Annotated in this window: 15 protein-coding genes; 9 read left to right on the top strand and 6 right to left on the bottom strand. The window is 72.9% G+C overall.

Going from position 1 to position 14,754, the window contains the following annotated elements:
* A complete protein-coding gene (locus BUE41_RS05435; RefSeq protein WP_073455742.1) occupies positions 1–1,035 on the bottom strand; it encodes an iron-siderophore ABC transporter substrate-binding protein in 1,035 nt (344 codons plus the stop codon).
* 197 nt (positions 1,036–1,232) lie between these two features.
* On the opposite strand from BUE41_RS05435, the gene BUE41_RS05430 reads away from it, so the two are divergent.
* Together BUE41_RS05430 and BUE41_RS05425 are read left to right on the top strand one after the other, a co-directional pair.
* Positions 1,233–1,805 carry a hypothetical protein gene (locus BUE41_RS05430; RefSeq protein WP_073455741.1) on the top strand — a complete coding sequence of 191 codons (573 nt, stop codon included), beginning with the start codon at positions 1,233–1,235 and terminating at the stop codon, positions 1,803–1,805.
* A 60-nt stretch (positions 1,806–1,865) separates the two neighbouring features.
* Positions 1,866–2,915, top strand: a complete 1,050-nt coding sequence (locus tag BUE41_RS05425; protein ID WP_234996987.1) for a class I SAM-dependent methyltransferase — start codon at positions 1,866–1,868, stop codon at positions 2,913–2,915.
* A gap of 4 nt (positions 2,916–2,919) precedes the next feature.
* On the opposite strand, the gene BUE41_RS05420 is transcribed toward BUE41_RS05425, so the two are convergent.
* Positions 2,920–3,363 (bottom strand): anthrone oxygenase family protein, encoded by a 444-nt coding sequence (locus tag BUE41_RS05420; protein WP_073455739.1) that lies wholly within the window; start codon positions 3,361–3,363, stop codon positions 2,920–2,922.
* 82 nt (positions 3,364–3,445) lie between these two features.
* On the opposite strand from BUE41_RS05420, the gene BUE41_RS05415 reads away from it, so the two are divergent.
* The 5 genes from BUE41_RS05415 (at position 3,446) to BUE41_RS05395 (ending at position 8,368) form a co-directional block, all read left to right on the top strand.
* The gene (locus BUE41_RS05415; RefSeq protein WP_073455738.1) at positions 3,446–4,240 is read left to right on the top strand and encodes a VOC family protein; all 795 of its coding nucleotides are present in this window, start codon (positions 3,446–3,448) and stop codon (positions 4,238–4,240) included.
* A gap of 242 nt (positions 4,241–4,482) precedes the next feature.
* On the top strand, positions 4,483–5,550 hold the full coding sequence (locus BUE41_RS32645; RefSeq protein ID WP_143171982.1) for a VldE C-terminal domain-containing protein: 1,068 nt from the start codon (positions 4,483–4,485) through the stop codon (positions 5,548–5,550).
* A gap of 195 nt (positions 5,551–5,745) precedes the next feature.
* A complete protein-coding gene (locus tag BUE41_RS05405; protein ID WP_073455737.1) occupies positions 5,746–6,555 on the top strand; it encodes a VldE C-terminal domain-containing protein in 810 nt (269 codons plus the stop codon).
* A gap of 85 nt (positions 6,556–6,640) precedes the next feature.
* Positions 6,641–7,270, top strand: coding sequence for an ATP-dependent Clp protease proteolytic subunit (locus BUE41_RS05400; protein ID WP_084754453.1), 630 nt, complete (start codon positions 6,641–6,643; stop codon positions 7,268–7,270).
* Between the two features lie 72 nt (positions 7,271–7,342).
* The gene (locus BUE41_RS05395; RefSeq protein WP_073455736.1) at positions 7,343–8,368 is read left to right on the top strand and encodes a 6-phosphofructokinase; all 1,026 of its coding nucleotides are present in this window, start codon (positions 7,343–7,345) and stop codon (positions 8,366–8,368) included.
* 402 nt (positions 8,369–8,770) lie between these two features.
* On the opposite strand, the gene BUE41_RS05390 is transcribed toward BUE41_RS05395, so the two are convergent.
* On the bottom strand, positions 8,771–9,379 hold the full coding sequence (locus BUE41_RS05390; protein WP_200803769.1) for a DUF4126 domain-containing protein: 609 nt from the start codon (positions 9,377–9,379) through the stop codon (positions 8,771–8,773).
* Positions 9,380–9,398: 19 nt separating this feature from the next.
* Complete coding sequence (locus tag BUE41_RS05385) at positions 9,399–9,824, bottom strand: MarR family winged helix-turn-helix transcriptional regulator (RefSeq protein WP_234996985.1); 426 nt, start codon at positions 9,822–9,824, stop codon at positions 9,399–9,401.
* 63 nt (positions 9,825–9,887) lie between these two features.
* Between BUE41_RS05385 and BUE41_RS05380 the strand changes: the two genes are divergently transcribed.
* Positions 9,888–10,523, top strand: coding sequence for a maleylpyruvate isomerase family mycothiol-dependent enzyme (locus BUE41_RS05380; RefSeq protein WP_073455735.1), 636 nt, complete (start codon positions 9,888–9,890; stop codon positions 10,521–10,523).
* A 3-nt stretch (positions 10,524–10,526) separates the two neighbouring features.
* On the opposite strand, the gene BUE41_RS05375 is transcribed toward BUE41_RS05380, so the two are convergent.
* Positions 10,527–11,171, bottom strand: coding sequence for a LuxR C-terminal-related transcriptional regulator (locus BUE41_RS05375; protein WP_234996983.1), 645 nt, complete (start codon positions 11,169–11,171; stop codon positions 10,527–10,529).
* A gap of 350 nt (positions 11,172–11,521) precedes the next feature.
* Between BUE41_RS05375 and BUE41_RS05370 the strand changes: the two genes are divergently transcribed.
* Complete coding sequence (locus BUE41_RS05370) at positions 11,522–12,892, top strand: helix-turn-helix domain-containing protein (protein ID WP_234996982.1); 1,371 nt, start codon at positions 11,522–11,524, stop codon at positions 12,890–12,892.
* 35 nt (positions 12,893–12,927) lie between these two features.
* Here BUE41_RS05370 and glmS read toward each other — a convergent pair whose 3' ends face one another.
* Positions 12,928–14,754 carry a glutamine--fructose-6-phosphate transaminase (isomerizing) gene (glmS, locus tag BUE41_RS05365; RefSeq protein WP_073455733.1) on the bottom strand — a complete coding sequence of 609 codons (1,827 nt, stop codon included), beginning with the start codon at positions 14,752–14,754 and terminating at the stop codon, positions 12,928–12,930.

The raw sequence follows: 14,754 nt of genomic DNA, 5'->3' as shown, positions 1-14,754 counted from the left end.
CTACCGCGTGGCCGGGTCGCCGTCGAGCAGCGCGTCCAGGTGCGCGGGCAGCGCGTCGAGCAGCCGCGGCAGGCTCAGCACCGTGAGGAAGCCGATCATCGGCTCGAGGCCCGTGCTGCCCGTCGGGACGACGAAGACGTCCCGGCCCTCCTTCGCGGCCCTGGTCGCCGCGTAGCTCGGGTTGGCCCTGACCTTCGGCTCCTGCTCGGAGTCGAACATCACCCAGATCAGCGCGTCGGCGTCGATCAGGTCGGCGCGCTCGAAGCTGATCGGCGTGCTGAACTGCCCACCGGCCAGCGCGTCGATCTCCGGGTTCACGGTGAAGCCGAGCTCGGTGAGCAGGCGGCCGCGCTGGTCCTCGGTGGAGTAGGCGTACCACTGGTCGGAGAACTGGTTCGCGACGAGCGCGGTCTTCCCGGCGTACTCCGGGTGCGCCGCCTTGACCTCGGCGATCTTGTCCTTGACCTCCTTGACCAGCACGGCGGCCTCGGCGGGCTTGCCGAGGGCCGTGCCGACGATCTCGGTCTGGGTGTCCCACGGGATCCCGTAGTTCGGCACCCCGGCCGGCGGCACGACGGTCGGCGCGATCGCGCTGAGCTTCTCGTAGTCACCCTGCTCCAGCCCCGCGTACAGGGCCAGGATGAGGTCCGGCGCGAGCGCGGCGACCCGCTCGAAGTCCACCGTCTGCGACACCGGCAGCACAGTGGGCAGCGGCGCGCCGCCCAGCTTCTCCGCGGCCCACGGGAACAGGGCGCCCGGCTGGTCGCCGTACCACTCGGAGGTGCCGACGGGCACGGTGCCCAGCGCGATGACGGCGTCCTGGTCGGTGTAGCCCAGGGTCACCACGCGCTGCGGCTTCGCCGGGATCGTGGTGCTGCCGTACTTGTGCTCGATCGTGACGGGGAAGGCGCCGTCGCCACCGGTGTCCGGGGCGGTCCCGCTCGACGTCGGCCCGCCGCCGCAGGCGGCGAGGAGGAACATCGCGACGGCAGCGAACGCGCCGAGCACAGCGCGGCCACCAGAACGGGACGACATGGACCCACCTCCCCAGATCTGGAGGTGAGCCTAACCTGACCGACGAACGGCCGAGCGCGGGTGGTCAGTCACGTACGCCGCTCGGCCGTGCGCGCGCATGTTTAACCGATTTCTTGCCTTTGCAAGCGGACGCCCTAACCGCTGCGTCCGTAACGTCGGGATCGGGCTCGACGACCGATCGCCGCGGAGGTGAGCAGATGCACGGCATCCGCGCGGCGCTGTCCGGCACCGCGTCCGCGGCCGGCTTCGGTCTGCTCACCTGGACCGTCGGGCACGTGCTCACCCTGGTCGGGTTCGCGCACATCCACCCCGGCTTCGTCGTCCACTACCACGGCTGGACGGGACCGCTGGTGATCGCGGTGCTGATGCTCGCGGTCACGTCCGCGGTCGCGGTGAGCAGCGCGGTGCAGCAGCCGCCGGCGCGTGCGTCCCGCAGGCTCGCCGCCGCCCAGGGCGCGCTGGCGCCCGCGGTGTTCGTCGGGGTCGAGTTCGCCGAGTACCTGGCCGGCCTGCACGAGGCGCCGCCCGCGGCGCTGCTGATCATCGGATCGCTCGTGCACGCCGCGATCGGGGCGGCGTCGCCTGCACTGTGGGCGGTGTGCCTGAGCTTGGTGCGGCGCGAGGAGAGCACCCTGTTCCGGGGGCTGCGCCCGGCCGGCCGGACCGCGGCGCAGGGCGCCCGGCAGGTGTGGGCGACGGCGTGGGAGGAGCAGCCGTGGGGCAGCCGGGGTCCCCCGGTGGGACGAGCGGTGCGCGTTCCCGTCGTCTGACGACGGCCGACCCACGTCCGTCCAGCGCCCACCGGCGCCCACGCCCTCCCGGGGATCACCATGACCAGAGCCAAGCCCGTCAACCCGTTGGTGCGCTTCGTCAAGCGCACCCTGCGCCGCGCCATCGCCAACGCCGCACCCGGCGCCGAGTCCGGGGTGCACATCGACCCGCTGACCACCCCCGTCGACCAGCTGCCGCCGAAGCTGGGCACGGCCCTGCACGCGACGCCGGAGATGCGCACGTTCCGGCGCGTGCTGCAGCTCGACGACCGCGACGTGCGCGAGTCCGTGCTCGACGACCTCGCCACCTACTACGACATCTCCCCGGAGGAGGCGCGGCGGCGCGCGCTGCACTGGGAGGAGGAGAGCCTCAAGGAGTGGACGGCCGTTGACGGCTCGTCCTCCGACGAGGCCCGCGTGACCTTCTACCGCACCCAGCAGTCGTGGAGCTTCGACCTGCTGTGGTGGGCCTACCTGCAGGCCGAGGGCTACGCGGACCCGGCCAGCGTGCTCGCCTACCGCTGGCTGCAGCAGTACTCACCGGGCCGGCGCCATCTCGACTTCGGCTCCGGCGTGGGCGTGACCAGTCAGCTGTTCATCGAGGGCGGCTGGACGTCGACGCTCGCCGATCTCTCCTCGACCCTGCTGGACTTCGCGCAGTTCCGGCTGCAGCGGCGTGGTCAGAAGGCCGACTTCATCGATCTCGCCGAGAGCGGGCTGCCGGCCGGGGAGTTCGACGCGATCACCGCGATCGACACGCTCGGCCACGTCCCGGACCTGTACGCGACGGCGGTGCAGCTGCACGCGGCCCTCGCCCGCGGCGGACACCTGATCGCGAACATCGACATCCGGGAGGAGAGCGCGGCCACGGTCTGGCACCTGCACGACGACGACCTGCGGGCGGAGTACGACCTGCGCCGCGCCGGGTTCGTGCCGGTCGCGAGCCTCGGCTACGGGCTGACGGCGTACCGCAAGGCCGCCGACGGCCAGGCCCGCACGCTGCTGCGGAACACCCGCGACTGGCTGGTGCTGGTCAGCCCGCCGCGCCGGGCGGCACGCGCGATCACCCGGCCGGTGCTGCGGATCCTCGCCCGGCGCATGGGCCGTTGACCGCTCACACCAGCAGGGTGAACGCCACGGCCGCGCCGATCGCCGTGACCGCGCGGACGTGGTTGGCGACGGTCCAGCGCGGCCGGTAGGCGCGCCAGGCCGCAGCACCGCCGCCGGCCGCCCGGTCGAGCGCCTCGTTGAGCGGCACGTTGACGACGACGGTGGTCGCGAACGTGCCCAGCACGTAGAGCGCGGCACCGGCCCAGGCGAGCGGCTGCCCCGGTGCGGTCACGACCACGGCGACGCCGATCAACGCGGTGCCGAGGAACACGCCGAGGAACACCGGCGCGAGGATCACGCGGTTGATCGTCCGCATCACCGCGACGGCGTGCTCGGCGGGCTGCCGGTCGAGCGCAGCCATGATCGTCGTGGAGAAGACCAGGAAGACGCCGCCGACGACGGCCGAGCCGACGGCGGCGGGCAGCGCCAGCAGCGAGGCGAGGACCATGCACCGAGCCTCGCCCGCCGACAGCGCGACGGGGAATGCAAATCGGTCGCAGATCCATCATCGAGCGTCTACGTTCGGGCGGATGAGGGGGATCGCACGCTTCAAGGACCTCTGCCTGGACGCCGGCGACGCACCGGGGATGGCCCGGTTCTGGGCGGCCGTGCTGGGGCTCGGCCCGGCGACCGACGAGGGCGGCCCGTGGCGCATCGGCGGCCCGACGCCGCAGCACACGGTGTGGGTCGACCCGGTGCCCGATCCGCACGCGGAGAAGCGGCTGCACCTGGACGTGCACTGCGCATCGATCGACGAGCTGGTGGCGCTCGGCGCGGCCGTCCGCCGGGAGCTGCCCCGCTGGACGATCATGACCGATCCGGAGGGCGGCGAGTTCTGCGCGTTCGTCCGCGCCGATCCCCCGCCGCAGCGGCTGTACGAGCTCGTGCTCGACGCGACCGATCCGGTGGAGCTGGGGCGCTGGTGGGCCGGCGTGCTCGGCGCGGGCCGGATCGAGGAGGAGACCGACGCGGACGGGGTCTCGGTCGGGCTCGCGGACGTGCCGGGAGCACCGTTCGAGTGGTTCGTGATCGGCGAGAGCGACGCGCCGAAGCGGCGCAAGAACCGGGTCCACATCGACGTGTCGGTCGATCCGGGCGGGGTCGCCGCACTCGTCGAGGCGGGCGCCGCGGTGCTGCGTGAACCTGGTCACGACGCGCCGTGGACGGTGCTCGCCGACCCGGAGGGGAACGAGTTCTGCGCGTTCGAGACGAGCCCCGGCCGATTCCGCCGAGTGGAGCAACGAGACTGCCGTTCATCGCGCGCCACGCCACGGTCGGCCGATCAAGTCGGCCGCGGACGGGCATCGCGGCCGGAGGTTGCTTAGGTTCTCTCTCGGATCCATGACGGCACGGTCACGGAATGGACACGGGCGCTCCCCAGCCCGCCGGCACCCCCGAGCCGGGCGTCCAACCGCGCCGTCGATCCGGAAGGTAGGTCGTGGCTCGGCATCGCTCCCCAGGGGGCCGAGGCACGTACCCCGTCCCGCCGGCGAACGTCCCCGGTCGCCACTCCCTGGACGGTGGTGCGCGCACCTCGGTCACCGAACTGCTCCGCTCCGCGTCGGCAGTGGCCGTCCTCGACCGCCCGGAGGAGGCGAACACCTCGTCCGAGGCGGACGCCGAGACGCCGCTCGCCACCATCCCTCCACCCCGCCGCAGCGGCATCGTGCGGCTGCCAACACCGCGCCCCGCCACGGAGGTGATCGATCTCCGCCACGTCGACACACCGTCGACGGAGGAGCTCGAGGCGCTGCTCCTGGACCTCCCCGCGGACGGTCCGGGGCCGGCCGGGCTCGTGGAACCGCCGTCCGCTCCCACTGCCGAGCCGCCCGCGGCGCGGCCCGACCAGGACAGCCGGGCGCGCCGGATCAGCACGATCGCGATGGCCCTCACCGGCGGCGTGATGTCGGTCGTCGCAGCCACGGTGCCGGCCGACGCAATCGCCGGTGCGGGTGCCGCGGCCGCCTTGACCGCGGGCTCCGCCGAGTCCACCGCGGCCGACGGCTCCGTCGCCGACGCGACGCCCGCGGTCGACGAGCTGCCGCCGGTCGCCGACGTCGCCGCGATCACCTCGTCGATCACCGCAGCGCACCAGCAGGTCACCGAGCAGGTCGCCGCCGCGGAGGCGGGCCTGGAGCAGGCCCGGCAGAAGGCCGAGGCCGAGAAGAAGGCCGCCGAGGAGAAGGCAGCTCAGGAGAAGGCGGCGCAGGAGAAGGCGGAGGCCGAGAAGAAGAGGGCGGCCGCCGTGTCGGCGCTGCGCGACTGCGGTCTCAACGAGTCCGGTCTCGGCGCGGTGAAGCCGCACGTCCGCACTGCCGCGCAGCTGCTCGGCTGCAGGTTCGGCAAGCCGACGATGTACGGCGTCGGCGGCCGCAGCGGCACGTCCGACCACCCGGGCGGCAAGGCCGTCGACTTCATGGTCGACCGCGCGACCGGCGACGCGCTCGCGGCCTGCGCGCTGCGCAACAAGGACGCGCTCGGCATCACGTACGTGATCTGGCGCCAGCGGATCAACTACGGCAAGGGCTGGCAGCCGATGGAGGACCGCGGCAGCGTCACCGCGAACCACTACGACCACGTGCACATCTCCTTCGGCAACTCCGGTTCGGCCACGTCGCTGCAGGGATGCGGCTGACCCGATGAGGCCGTTCGGCGCAGCGAAGCGCGCGCTGGTCTCACGTAACGTGTTAGATCGTGCACGTAACGTGACGATCTCGGTAGTGTCTCTGCGCGTACCGACCCGGCTCCCCGACGGACCCGGGCCGCCTGGCCCACCGGGTGCTCCCCAGCCGGTCGTCCGCCCGGGTCGTGCGCAGAGAAGAGGCACGTCGTGTCCCGGCACCGCTCCCCCGGCGGGCGCCACCGGAACACGACCCGGCCGGTCGCCGTCGACCCGGTCCAGGTCGCGTCCCGCGCCCGCAGCGCGCCTCGGCACCGCGCGGCGTCCGCGGCGCACCACGGCATGGGCGCCGCCGCAGCAGGCGGTGCACTGGCCGCGCTGGCCCCTGCGCTGCTCGTCGGCACTCTCGACACGGCCGACGCGCGCACCTCGCTGGCCCTGACCGCCGGCCAGGACCGGGCGGAGGCGCAGCTGCCCCCGATCCGCGACGCGCAGGGCCGCCGGATCGTGCCCAGCATCGCCCCGGTGACCGTGACCGGAGCAGCGGACGTCTCGCCCGAGCCGCAGCAGGCCACCGTCTCGTCGCTGATCAAGGCCGCGGGCCTGGAGGAGGCCGCCCGCGCGGCGCAGGAGGCGGCACGCTGCGACGTGCGGCTGCCGCGCCTGGGCCGGGTGAAGCCGCACGTCGACGACGCCGCCCGGTTCGTCGCGTGCCTCTACGACCACCGCGAGGTCCTCGGGGTGGGCGGCCGGGGCCGGGTGTCCGACCACCCGCGCGGGCTGGCCGTCGACTTCATGACGCGCGGCGAGAAGGGCGACCGCATCGCCCGCTGTCTGCTGAAGAACCAGGACGAGCTCGGCGTCTCGTACGTGATCTGGAAGCAGCGGATCAACTACGGCGACGGCTGGGAGCCGATGGAGGACCGCGGCAGCGACACGGAGAACCACTTCGACCACGTGCACGTGTCGTTCCAGCCGCGCCCGGGCAGCGGCGACCCCGATCCGACCGTCTGCAGCTGACCTGCTCGTCCGCTCCCGGCGAACACCGCACGCCAGGGGTGAACCCGGCCCCGCGCGGCGGCCGGCGGACCTACGGTCGGGCGCCATGCACCGCACCACACCCGACATCGAGCGCTTCCCCGCGCCACCGTCCGCACCGCCTGCCCTGCTGCCGGTCGGCGCACCGCAGTGGCGACCCGGCGACGCGTCCGACGCCGCCGTCAGCGAGCAACTGCTGGCCGAGCGCGTCATCGTCGTCTCCGGCGAGCTGGACGACGCAGCCGCCCACCGGCTCATCTCGCGCCTGCTGCTGCTCGACGCGATCGACCGCAGCGACATCTCGCTGCACGTGACCGGCTCCGGCGGCACCGCGCCCGCCGCGCTGGCCGTGCGGGACGTGCTGGCCCACGTCCGCTCCGACGTCGCGACGTGGGCGATCGGCATCGTCTCCGGCGCGATGCAGGTGCTGCTCACCGCGGGCACCCGAGGCAAGCGCCACGCCCTGCCGCACGCCCGCATCCAGCTGCGTCGCCCCTCCCTCGGCGCGCCGGGCGCGCTCGGCGGCGCCGGCCGCCTCCAGGACGAGCTGCGAGCGGAGCTGACCGCCCTCACGGCCGCCGACGCCGGACGACCGGTCGCCGATCTCTCGACCGATCTCGACGCCGGCCGCTGGCTCACCGCGGAGGAGGCGCGCGCGTACGGCCTGGTCGACCGGGTCGGGCGGGACACCGGGTAGCCGCGGCACCATGGAGTCGATACCGCTAACGTGAGCCCCGTCACGACCGTTCTGCATCGATGGAGTACACGCATGCGCGTCGGCGTCCTCACCGGGGGCGGGGACTGCCCCGGCCTCAACGCGGTCATCCGGGCCATCGTCCGCAAGGGCGTGCCCGCGTACGGCTACCAGTTCGTCGGGTTCCGCGACGGGTGGCGCGGTCCGCTCGAGGCGTTGACGAGGCCCCTCGACATCCCCGCCGTCCGCGGCCTGCTCCCGCGCGGCGGCACGATCCTCGGCTCGTCGCGCACCAACCCGTTCGCCATCGAGGACGGCGTCGAGCGGATCAAGCGGAACCTGCAGAACCTCGGCATCGACGCCCTCATCGCGATCGGTGGCGAGGACACCCTCGGGGTCGCCACCGAGCTGGGCGAGATGGGCGTGAACGTGGTCGGCGTGCCCAAGACCATCGACAACGACCTGGCGGGCACCGACTACACCTTCGGCTTCGACACCGCGGTCTCGATCGCGACCGAGGCCATCGACCGTCTCCACACCACCGCCGAGTCGCACCACCGCGCCCTCATCGTCGAGGTCATGGGCCGCCACGCCGGCTGGATCGCCCTGCACGCCGGCATGGCGGGCGGCGCGAACGCGATCCTCATCCCCGAGGTCAGGTTCGACATCGACCAGGTCTGCAAGTGGGTCGAGGACCGCTTCCGACTCGACTACGCCCCGATCATCGTCGTCGCCGAGGGCGCCCAGCCCAAGGACGGCCAGGCCGTCCTCGCCAGCAACGAGAAGGACGCCTTCGGCCACGTCCGCCTCGGCGGCATCGGCGACTACCTCGCCAAGGAGATCGAGGCCCGCACCGGCAAGGAGGCCCGCACCACCGTCCTCGGCCACGTCCAGCGCGGCGGTACCCCGACCGCCCGCGACCGCTGGCTCGCCACCCGCTTCGGCCTCCACGCCATCGACGCCGTCCACGAGGGCAAGTGGGGCCACATGGTCGCCCTCCGCGGCACCGACATCGTCCTGGTCCCCCTCACCGAGGCCACGAAACAGCTCAAGACCGTCGACCCCAGCCTCTACGCCGAGGCCGAGATCTTCTTCGGCTGACCAGCCACCATCCCGGCCCCCGGAGGCGCGGACTCCGGGGGCCGCTGCGTGCGCCGCCGGCTCAGCGCGGGGTTGCAGGGAAGTGGGTTCTCCCGCCATTCCTGGCAGGAGAGAAGCTCCTACGGACGTGATTCCACCGGCCTCGCCCCGGGCAGCGCGCTCCGAACTGCGCCTCACCGCACCGGGCCGCGCACCACCGGGAGGTGGCCACCGTGCTCGCGCGCGTCGACGACGGCGGAGGCGGCGCGCAGCGCCCGAGGGACGAGGGCGCGAGCCCCGCGCGAGCGACGACTCACCAGGCCGCGAGCACCGATCCGGTGCAGAGCCGCCGTCGGCGTGAGGAGCGCGCGAGCCGCGCTCTGCGCCGACGGAGCAGAGCGCAGTCGACCCAGCTCACGGCCCCTACCCGGCCGCTGCAGCCGCAGCCCGCTTCTCCCGCCAAGCCCGGTACCGCCGATACCCCCGCCGCACCTTGGCCCAGAGCAGGACGAGCAGGACGATCCCGAGCATCAAGAGGGCGGCGGCAACGGCGAGCGCCACTTCCGGCGCCAGGACAGCAGCGGTGGTCACCCCGGCGACGGCGACGTCTTCCCCCACGCTGACCCCGACGTTCGTGACGGGCTCGGGCGAGGTGTTGACGATGAGCCGCAACCCGCCTTTGACCAGGTGCGAGATCAGCGCCGCCGCCCCACCGGAAGCAGCCAGGATCGCCTGCGTCAGCTCGGGCGCATCGGGCGCCGCGAGCAGTCCGATGACGACTCCGACGGTCGGCCGGATGGCGGTGGAGACAGCGTCCCACAGGGAATCGACGTACGGGATCTTGTCGGTGACGAACTCGAGCAGGTAGAGCACGCCGGCGACGATCAGGACATCCGTCCGTGTGAAGGCCTCGGGGACCTCCTCGACCCCGGCGAACCGCCCCACGAGCCCCAGCATCAGGACACACAGGTAGGCGTTGACCCCACTGGCCCACCCGCTAGCCAGCACCGCCGGCAGCAGCTCCATCCCCATTTGCCCAGGCTAGCGCCGCTCATGCCCACGGATCGGTGATCTCGCGCAGCGCCATCAGAGCGTCCCGGAGCTGCGCCATGCGCTCCGGACCCAGGTGCGCCCGCCACTCCTCCTCCACCTCCGCGACGATCTTCGCTGCGAACTCCGCCGCTTCGGCGCCGCGCGGGGCGATCCGCACCAGCCGGGCCCGCCCGTCGGCGGGATCGGGGACCCGCTCGACGTACCCCTGCTTCTCGAGCTGCTCGACGAGGAATCCCGCGGTCTGCTTGGTGACGCCCGCCTGTTCGGCCAGCTCGGAGGTGCGGCTGCCGTCGGGGGCGATGCGTTGGAAGAGCCGCGCCTGGGCCGGGGTGATGTCGTGTCCCGCATCGGCCAGCGCCGCGAAGACGCGCTGCTCCATGGCCCGGTAGGGGATGTAGAGCAGGAGCCCGGTGTTGAGGTCCACCCCTTGACGATAGTACGAGAGACTGACTTAATTGGTCAGAGACTCTTACTACATGGGGGCGCGATGGACGCCGACACGATCTGGGCCTCGGTCGCCGCCGAACGCCGCTACCTGGCCGATCTCCTCGAGGGCCGGGCCGACGAGGAGTGGGAGCGTCCGTCGCTCTGCACCGAGTGGCGCGTCCGTGACGTCGTGGCGCACGTCGCCATGACCCCTCAGCCGCCGGGCCCGCGGCAGCTGCTCGTCGGCGCGGTGCGGCACCGGTTCGACTTCGACGGGCTCAACCGCGACATGGCGCGGGCATGGGCAGCCGCGCGCACGGGCGCGCAGCTGGTCGACGAGCTGCGCCGCTACGCGGACCTGCGGCGCAAGCCGTTCGTGACGACCCTGGAGAACCTGTTGTTCGACACGGTCGTGCACGTGCAGGACGTGGCGATCCCGTTCGGGATCGAGCACACGGTGCCCGCGCCGGTCTCGACGGCCGCGCTCGACCGGGTGTGGGCGATGGGCTGGCCGTTCCACGCCCGCCGCAGGCTGGCTGGACTGCGGCTGGTCGCCACCGACACGGGCTGGACCGCCGGCGAGGGCCCGGCGGAGGTGCGCGGACCCGCGCTGGCGCTGCTGCTCACGATGACCGGCCGCCCCGCCGCGCACGCCGGTCTGGACGGGCCGGGCGCGGCGGAGCTGGCGAGCCGGTAGCCGTCAGACGATGCCCTGGCGGGTCGCGGTGTAGACGATCTCCGTCCGGCGGCGCACCTCGAGTTTGTCGCGCAGGTTTCGAACGTGGAACTTGACTGTTGCCTCGCTGATCATGAGCCGGCGGCCGATCTCGCGGTTGGACATGCCCACGGCGAGCAGCCGCAGGACCTGGTTCTCCCGCTCGGTCAGCGACGCACCGGCGAACCCGCGCGGCGCGGGCTCGCTCTTGGTCGCCGGGTCCGCCGGCACGAGCTCGGTGACCGGCGCGGCCGGCGTGGTGGGGGCGTCGAAGACGCTCTCCCCGCGCAGCAGCGCGTGCGCGGCGCGCTGGATCTCCGCGGTGTCGGCGGTCTTGCGCAGGTAGCCGTGCACGCCGATGCGCAGCGCCCGCATCATCAGCGCCCGGTCCCGGCGCGCCGTGAGGACCAGCACCCGCACCCCGCGGTGGCGCTCCAGCACGAGCCGGGCGAGGTCGATGCCGGCTCCTTCGCGACCGAGGTCGAGATCGACGATCAGCAGGTCGGGAGGACAGCGATCGGCCACGACCAGCGCGTCCCGCGGGGTCGCGGCCTCGCCGACCACCGACAGCAGCGGATCACCCGCGAAGAGCTGACGCAGCCCATAGCGCACGATCGCCGAGTCGTCCACCACCAATACCCGAGCCGTACGGCGCGCAGCACTGGTCGGCGGTTGGTCCAGAACGGAGGTCCGACCGCCCAGAACGATGTCCGTGGTCACACGTCCTCCCAGGTCTCGAGCGTCGATGCTGGTCGGAGCGTAAGTTGGTCTACGTTGCGCACACGTTGCACGACCCGCCGCGAAGGTTGCCCCGTCTTTCCGGCTGGGTGATGATGATCCGACCCGGGGCAGTGCAGTTTCGGAGCGCCTAGATGACCAATGACGGTGAGCGGGACCCGATCGCGCGTGCTCGTGCCCTCAGCGCCACCTACGATTCCGTCCTCGCAGGTGACAGGGCAGCGACCCCACCGCGACCGCTGGTGTCGGCGTCGTGGCAGCGCAGTCTGGCCGCGCACGTCGACCCGGACAAGGGCCTGCCGCCGGTGGTCGTACCGGAGTCGGAGATCCCGGAGCTGCGCAAGGCGCATCCACTCAACGAGGTGATGCCGCTGCTGCGCAGCACCCTCGTGAGCATCGCCGACGAGGCGATGCACGTCATGCTCGTCACGGACGCCAACGGTGTGATCCTGTGGCGCGAGGGCGCCTCGTCCCTGCTGCACACCGCCGACGACTCCGGGTTGTGCCCCGGCTACCGCGTCTCCGAGGACGCGATCGGCACCAACGCGATGGGCACCACGATCGCCGTCGACGCGCCGGTCGCGATCCACTCCGCCGAACACCTGGTGCGCACGTTCCACCGCTGGACCTGCGCGGCCGCCCCCGTCCACGATCCGGACACCGGCGCCATCCTCGGCGCGATCGACATCAGCGGGCCGCTGCACACGGTCCACCCGGCGATGATGCAGCTGGTGTCGGCCACCGCCCAGCTCGCCGAGCACCAGCTGCGGGTGCGCCTGGCCATCGCCGACGAGCGGCTGCGCGTGCGCAACATGCCGCACCTGCGCAACGTCAACGGCGCCGGCGCGCTCCTGAGCCCGAGCGGGCGCATCATCGCGGGCGAGCCCTACGACGGGTGGCCCGCGCGGATCGAGGTGCCCCCCGGCGCCGACCGCGTGCAGCTGCCGGACGGTCGCGAGATGGTCGTCGAGCGGCTCGCCGAGGGCTACCTGCTCTACCAGCCGAAGTCGTCGTCCGCGAGCACGCGCAAGCGCAGCGCGCTGACCCTGCGGTTCATGGGCGAGGGCGCGCCCAGCGTCGTCGTCGACGGCAAGGTGGTGCCGCTGACCCTGCGGCCCGCCGAACTGCTCACCGCGCTCGCGCTGCACCGCGAGGGGCTCACCGCGGAGCGGCTGGCGCTCTCGCTCTACGGCGAGGACGGCAACCCCACCACGGTGCGCGGCGAGATCCTGCGGCTGCGCGGGCTGATCGGGGCGCACGTGCTGCGCACCCGCCCGTACCGACTGGACGCCACCGTCGACTCCGACTTCGACGTCGTGCGCCGCGCCCTGCGCGAGGGCCGCACTCTGGACGCTCTGCGGGCCTGCGCTGGGGAGCTGCTGCCGCGCTCCGACGCGCCGGAGATCCGCGAGCTGCGTGACGAGATCACCGCCAACCTCCGGCAGGCCGTGCTGGCCAGCGACGATCCCGAGGTGCTCGCCGAGTACTGCGCGCACGCGCTGGGCCGCGACGACCTGGAGGCGCACGAGATCGCCCTCGATCTGCTGCCGGGCAGCGATCCGCGCCGCCCGCAGATCGAGGCGCGGTGCCGGGTGCTGACCGACGAGCTGTAGGGCGGAGGCCCGAGCCGGCACCCGGCGGCCGGCTGCTACTCGACCGTGACGCTCTTGGCGAGGTTGCGCGGCTTGTCCACGTCGCGATCGAGCGCGACGGCCGCGTGGTAGGCGAGCAGCTGCAGCGGGATCGACAGCAGGATCGGGTCGAGCTCCGGCTCGTTGCGCGGCACGACGATCGTGCGGTCCGCCAGCTCGGTGGGCAGCTCGCGGTGCGCCACCGCGATCACCGGGCCCTTGCGCGCCTTGATCTCCGACAGCGTCGAGGTGTTCTTGTCCAGCAGCTCGTCGTCGGGGACGAGCGCGACCGTCGGCATCTCCGGGCTGATCAGCGCCAGCGGACCGTGCTTCAGCTCGGCCGACGGGTAGGCCTCCGCGTGCACGTAGGAGACCTCCTTCAGCTTCTGCGCGCCCTCCCGGGCCACCGGCCAGCCGCGGCGGCGGCCGACGTACATCACGCTGGAGGCCTGCGCCAGCTCCTTGGCGATCTCGGCGATGTGCGCCTCGTTCTGCAGGATCTCGCTGACCTGGTCGGGCAGTCGCTGCAGCCCGGTGATGATGCGGCGGCCGTCGCTGGGCGACAGGTCGCGCATGCGGCCGAAGTGCAGCGCGAGCAGCACGAACGCCACGACCGTCGAGGTGAACGACTTGGTGGCCGCGACCGACATCTCCGGGCCGGCGTGCAGGTAGATGCCGCCGTCGACCTGGCGGGCGATCGTCGAGCCGACGACGTTGACGATGCCGATGACCCGCCCGCCCTTGCGCTGCAGCTCCTGGACGGCGGCGAGCGTGTCGATCGTCTCGCCGCTCTGGCTGACCGCGACGTAGAGGGTGTCGGGCTCGACGACCGGGTTGCGGTAGCGGAACTCCGAGGCGGGCTCGGCGCTGGCGGGCACGCGGGCGAGGTCCTCGATCAGCTGGGCACCCAGCTCGCCCGCGTAGCAGGCGGAGCCGCAGCCGAGGATCTTCACCCGCTTGATCTCGCGCGCCTCCCGCACGGTGAGGTTGAGCCCGCCGAGGTGCGCGGTGTCGAAGCGCTCGTCGAGCCGGCCGGACAGCGCGCGGGCGATCGTGCGCGGCTGCTCGTTGATCTCCTTGATCAGGAAGTGCGCGTTGTCGCCGATCTCGGCGCCGACGACGTCCCAGTCGATCGTGGACGGGCTCTTCGCCGTGGAGCGGTCGTCGAGGGTGAAGGTGCGGTAGCCGGTCGCGGTCAGCGTGGCCAGCTCGCCGTCGTCGAGGTAGACGACCTGGCGGGTGTAGCCGACGAGCGCGGCGACGTCGGAGGCGACGAACATCTCCTTCTCACCGATGCCCAGCAGCACCGGGCTGCCGTTGCGGGCCACGACGAGCCGGTCGGGGTGCTCGGCGTCGAGCACGGCCAGCCCGTACGCGCCGACGACCTGGCGCAGCGCGGCCCGCACGGCCTCCTCGAGGGTCGTGGCGCCGTCGGCGAACGCGGCCGCGACGAGGTGCGCGACGGTCTCGGTGTCGGTCTGCGAGGTGAACTCGACCCCGTCCGCGACGAGCTTCGCGCGCAGCTCGTCGGCGTTCTCGATGATCCCGTTGTGGACCACCGCGATGCGGCCGGCCATGTCGGTGTGCGGGTGCGCGTTCTCCGGCGTCGGCTCACCGTGGGTGGCCCAGCGGGTGTGCCCGATGCCCGGGGAGCCCTTGAAGCGCGCGGGGAGATCGGCGGCGAGGTCGGCGACCCGGCCGGAGACCTTGCGGACCTTCAACCCACCGCGGGAGGCGACGGCGACCCCTGCCGAGTCGTAGCCGCGGTACTCCAACCGGCCGAGGCCCTCGATCAGGATCGGTGCCGCGTCCTGCGAGCCGACGTATCCGACGATGCCGCACAT

Source organism: Pseudonocardia thermophila (genome assembly GCF_900142365.1).
Lineage (GTDB): Bacteria > Actinomycetota > Actinomycetes > Mycobacteriales > Pseudonocardiaceae > Pseudonocardia > Pseudonocardia thermophila.
This window is presented reverse-complemented; position numbering and strand designations above follow the sequence as displayed.

Coding starts and splice junctions, on each gene's coding strand:
- BUE41_RS05435 (WP_073455742.1), bottom strand. CDS start 1,035: ATGTCGTCCCGTTCTGGTGGCCGCGCTGTGCTCGGCGCGTTCGCTGCC.
- BUE41_RS05400 (WP_084754453.1), top strand. CDS start 6,641: ATGCACCGCACCACACCCGACATCGAGCGCTTCCCCGCGCCACCGTCC.
- BUE41_RS05380 (WP_073455735.1), top strand. CDS start 9,888: ATGGACGCCGACACGATCTGGGCCTCGGTCGCCGCCGAACGCCGCTAC.
- glmS (WP_073455733.1), bottom strand. CDS start 14,754: ATGTGCGGCATCGTCGGATACGTCGGCTCGCAGGACGCGGCACCGATC.
- BUE41_RS05415 (WP_073455738.1), top strand. CDS start 3,446: ATGAGGGGGATCGCACGCTTCAAGGACCTCTGCCTGGACGCCGGCGAC.
- BUE41_RS05420 (WP_073455739.1), bottom strand. CDS start 3,363: ATGGTCCTCGCCTCGCTGCTGGCGCTGCCCGCCGCCGTCGGCTCGGCC.
- BUE41_RS05395 (WP_073455736.1), top strand. CDS start 7,343: ATGCGCGTCGGCGTCCTCACCGGGGGCGGGGACTGCCCCGGCCTCAAC.
- BUE41_RS05425 (WP_234996987.1), top strand. CDS start 1,866: ATGACCAGAGCCAAGCCCGTCAACCCGTTGGTGCGCTTCGTCAAGCGC.
- BUE41_RS05390 (WP_200803769.1), bottom strand. CDS start 9,379: ATGGGGATGGAGCTGCTGCCGGCGGTGCTGGCTAGCGGGTGGGCCAGT.
- BUE41_RS05430 (WP_073455741.1), top strand. CDS start 1,233: ATGCACGGCATCCGCGCGGCGCTGTCCGGCACCGCGTCCGCGGCCGGC.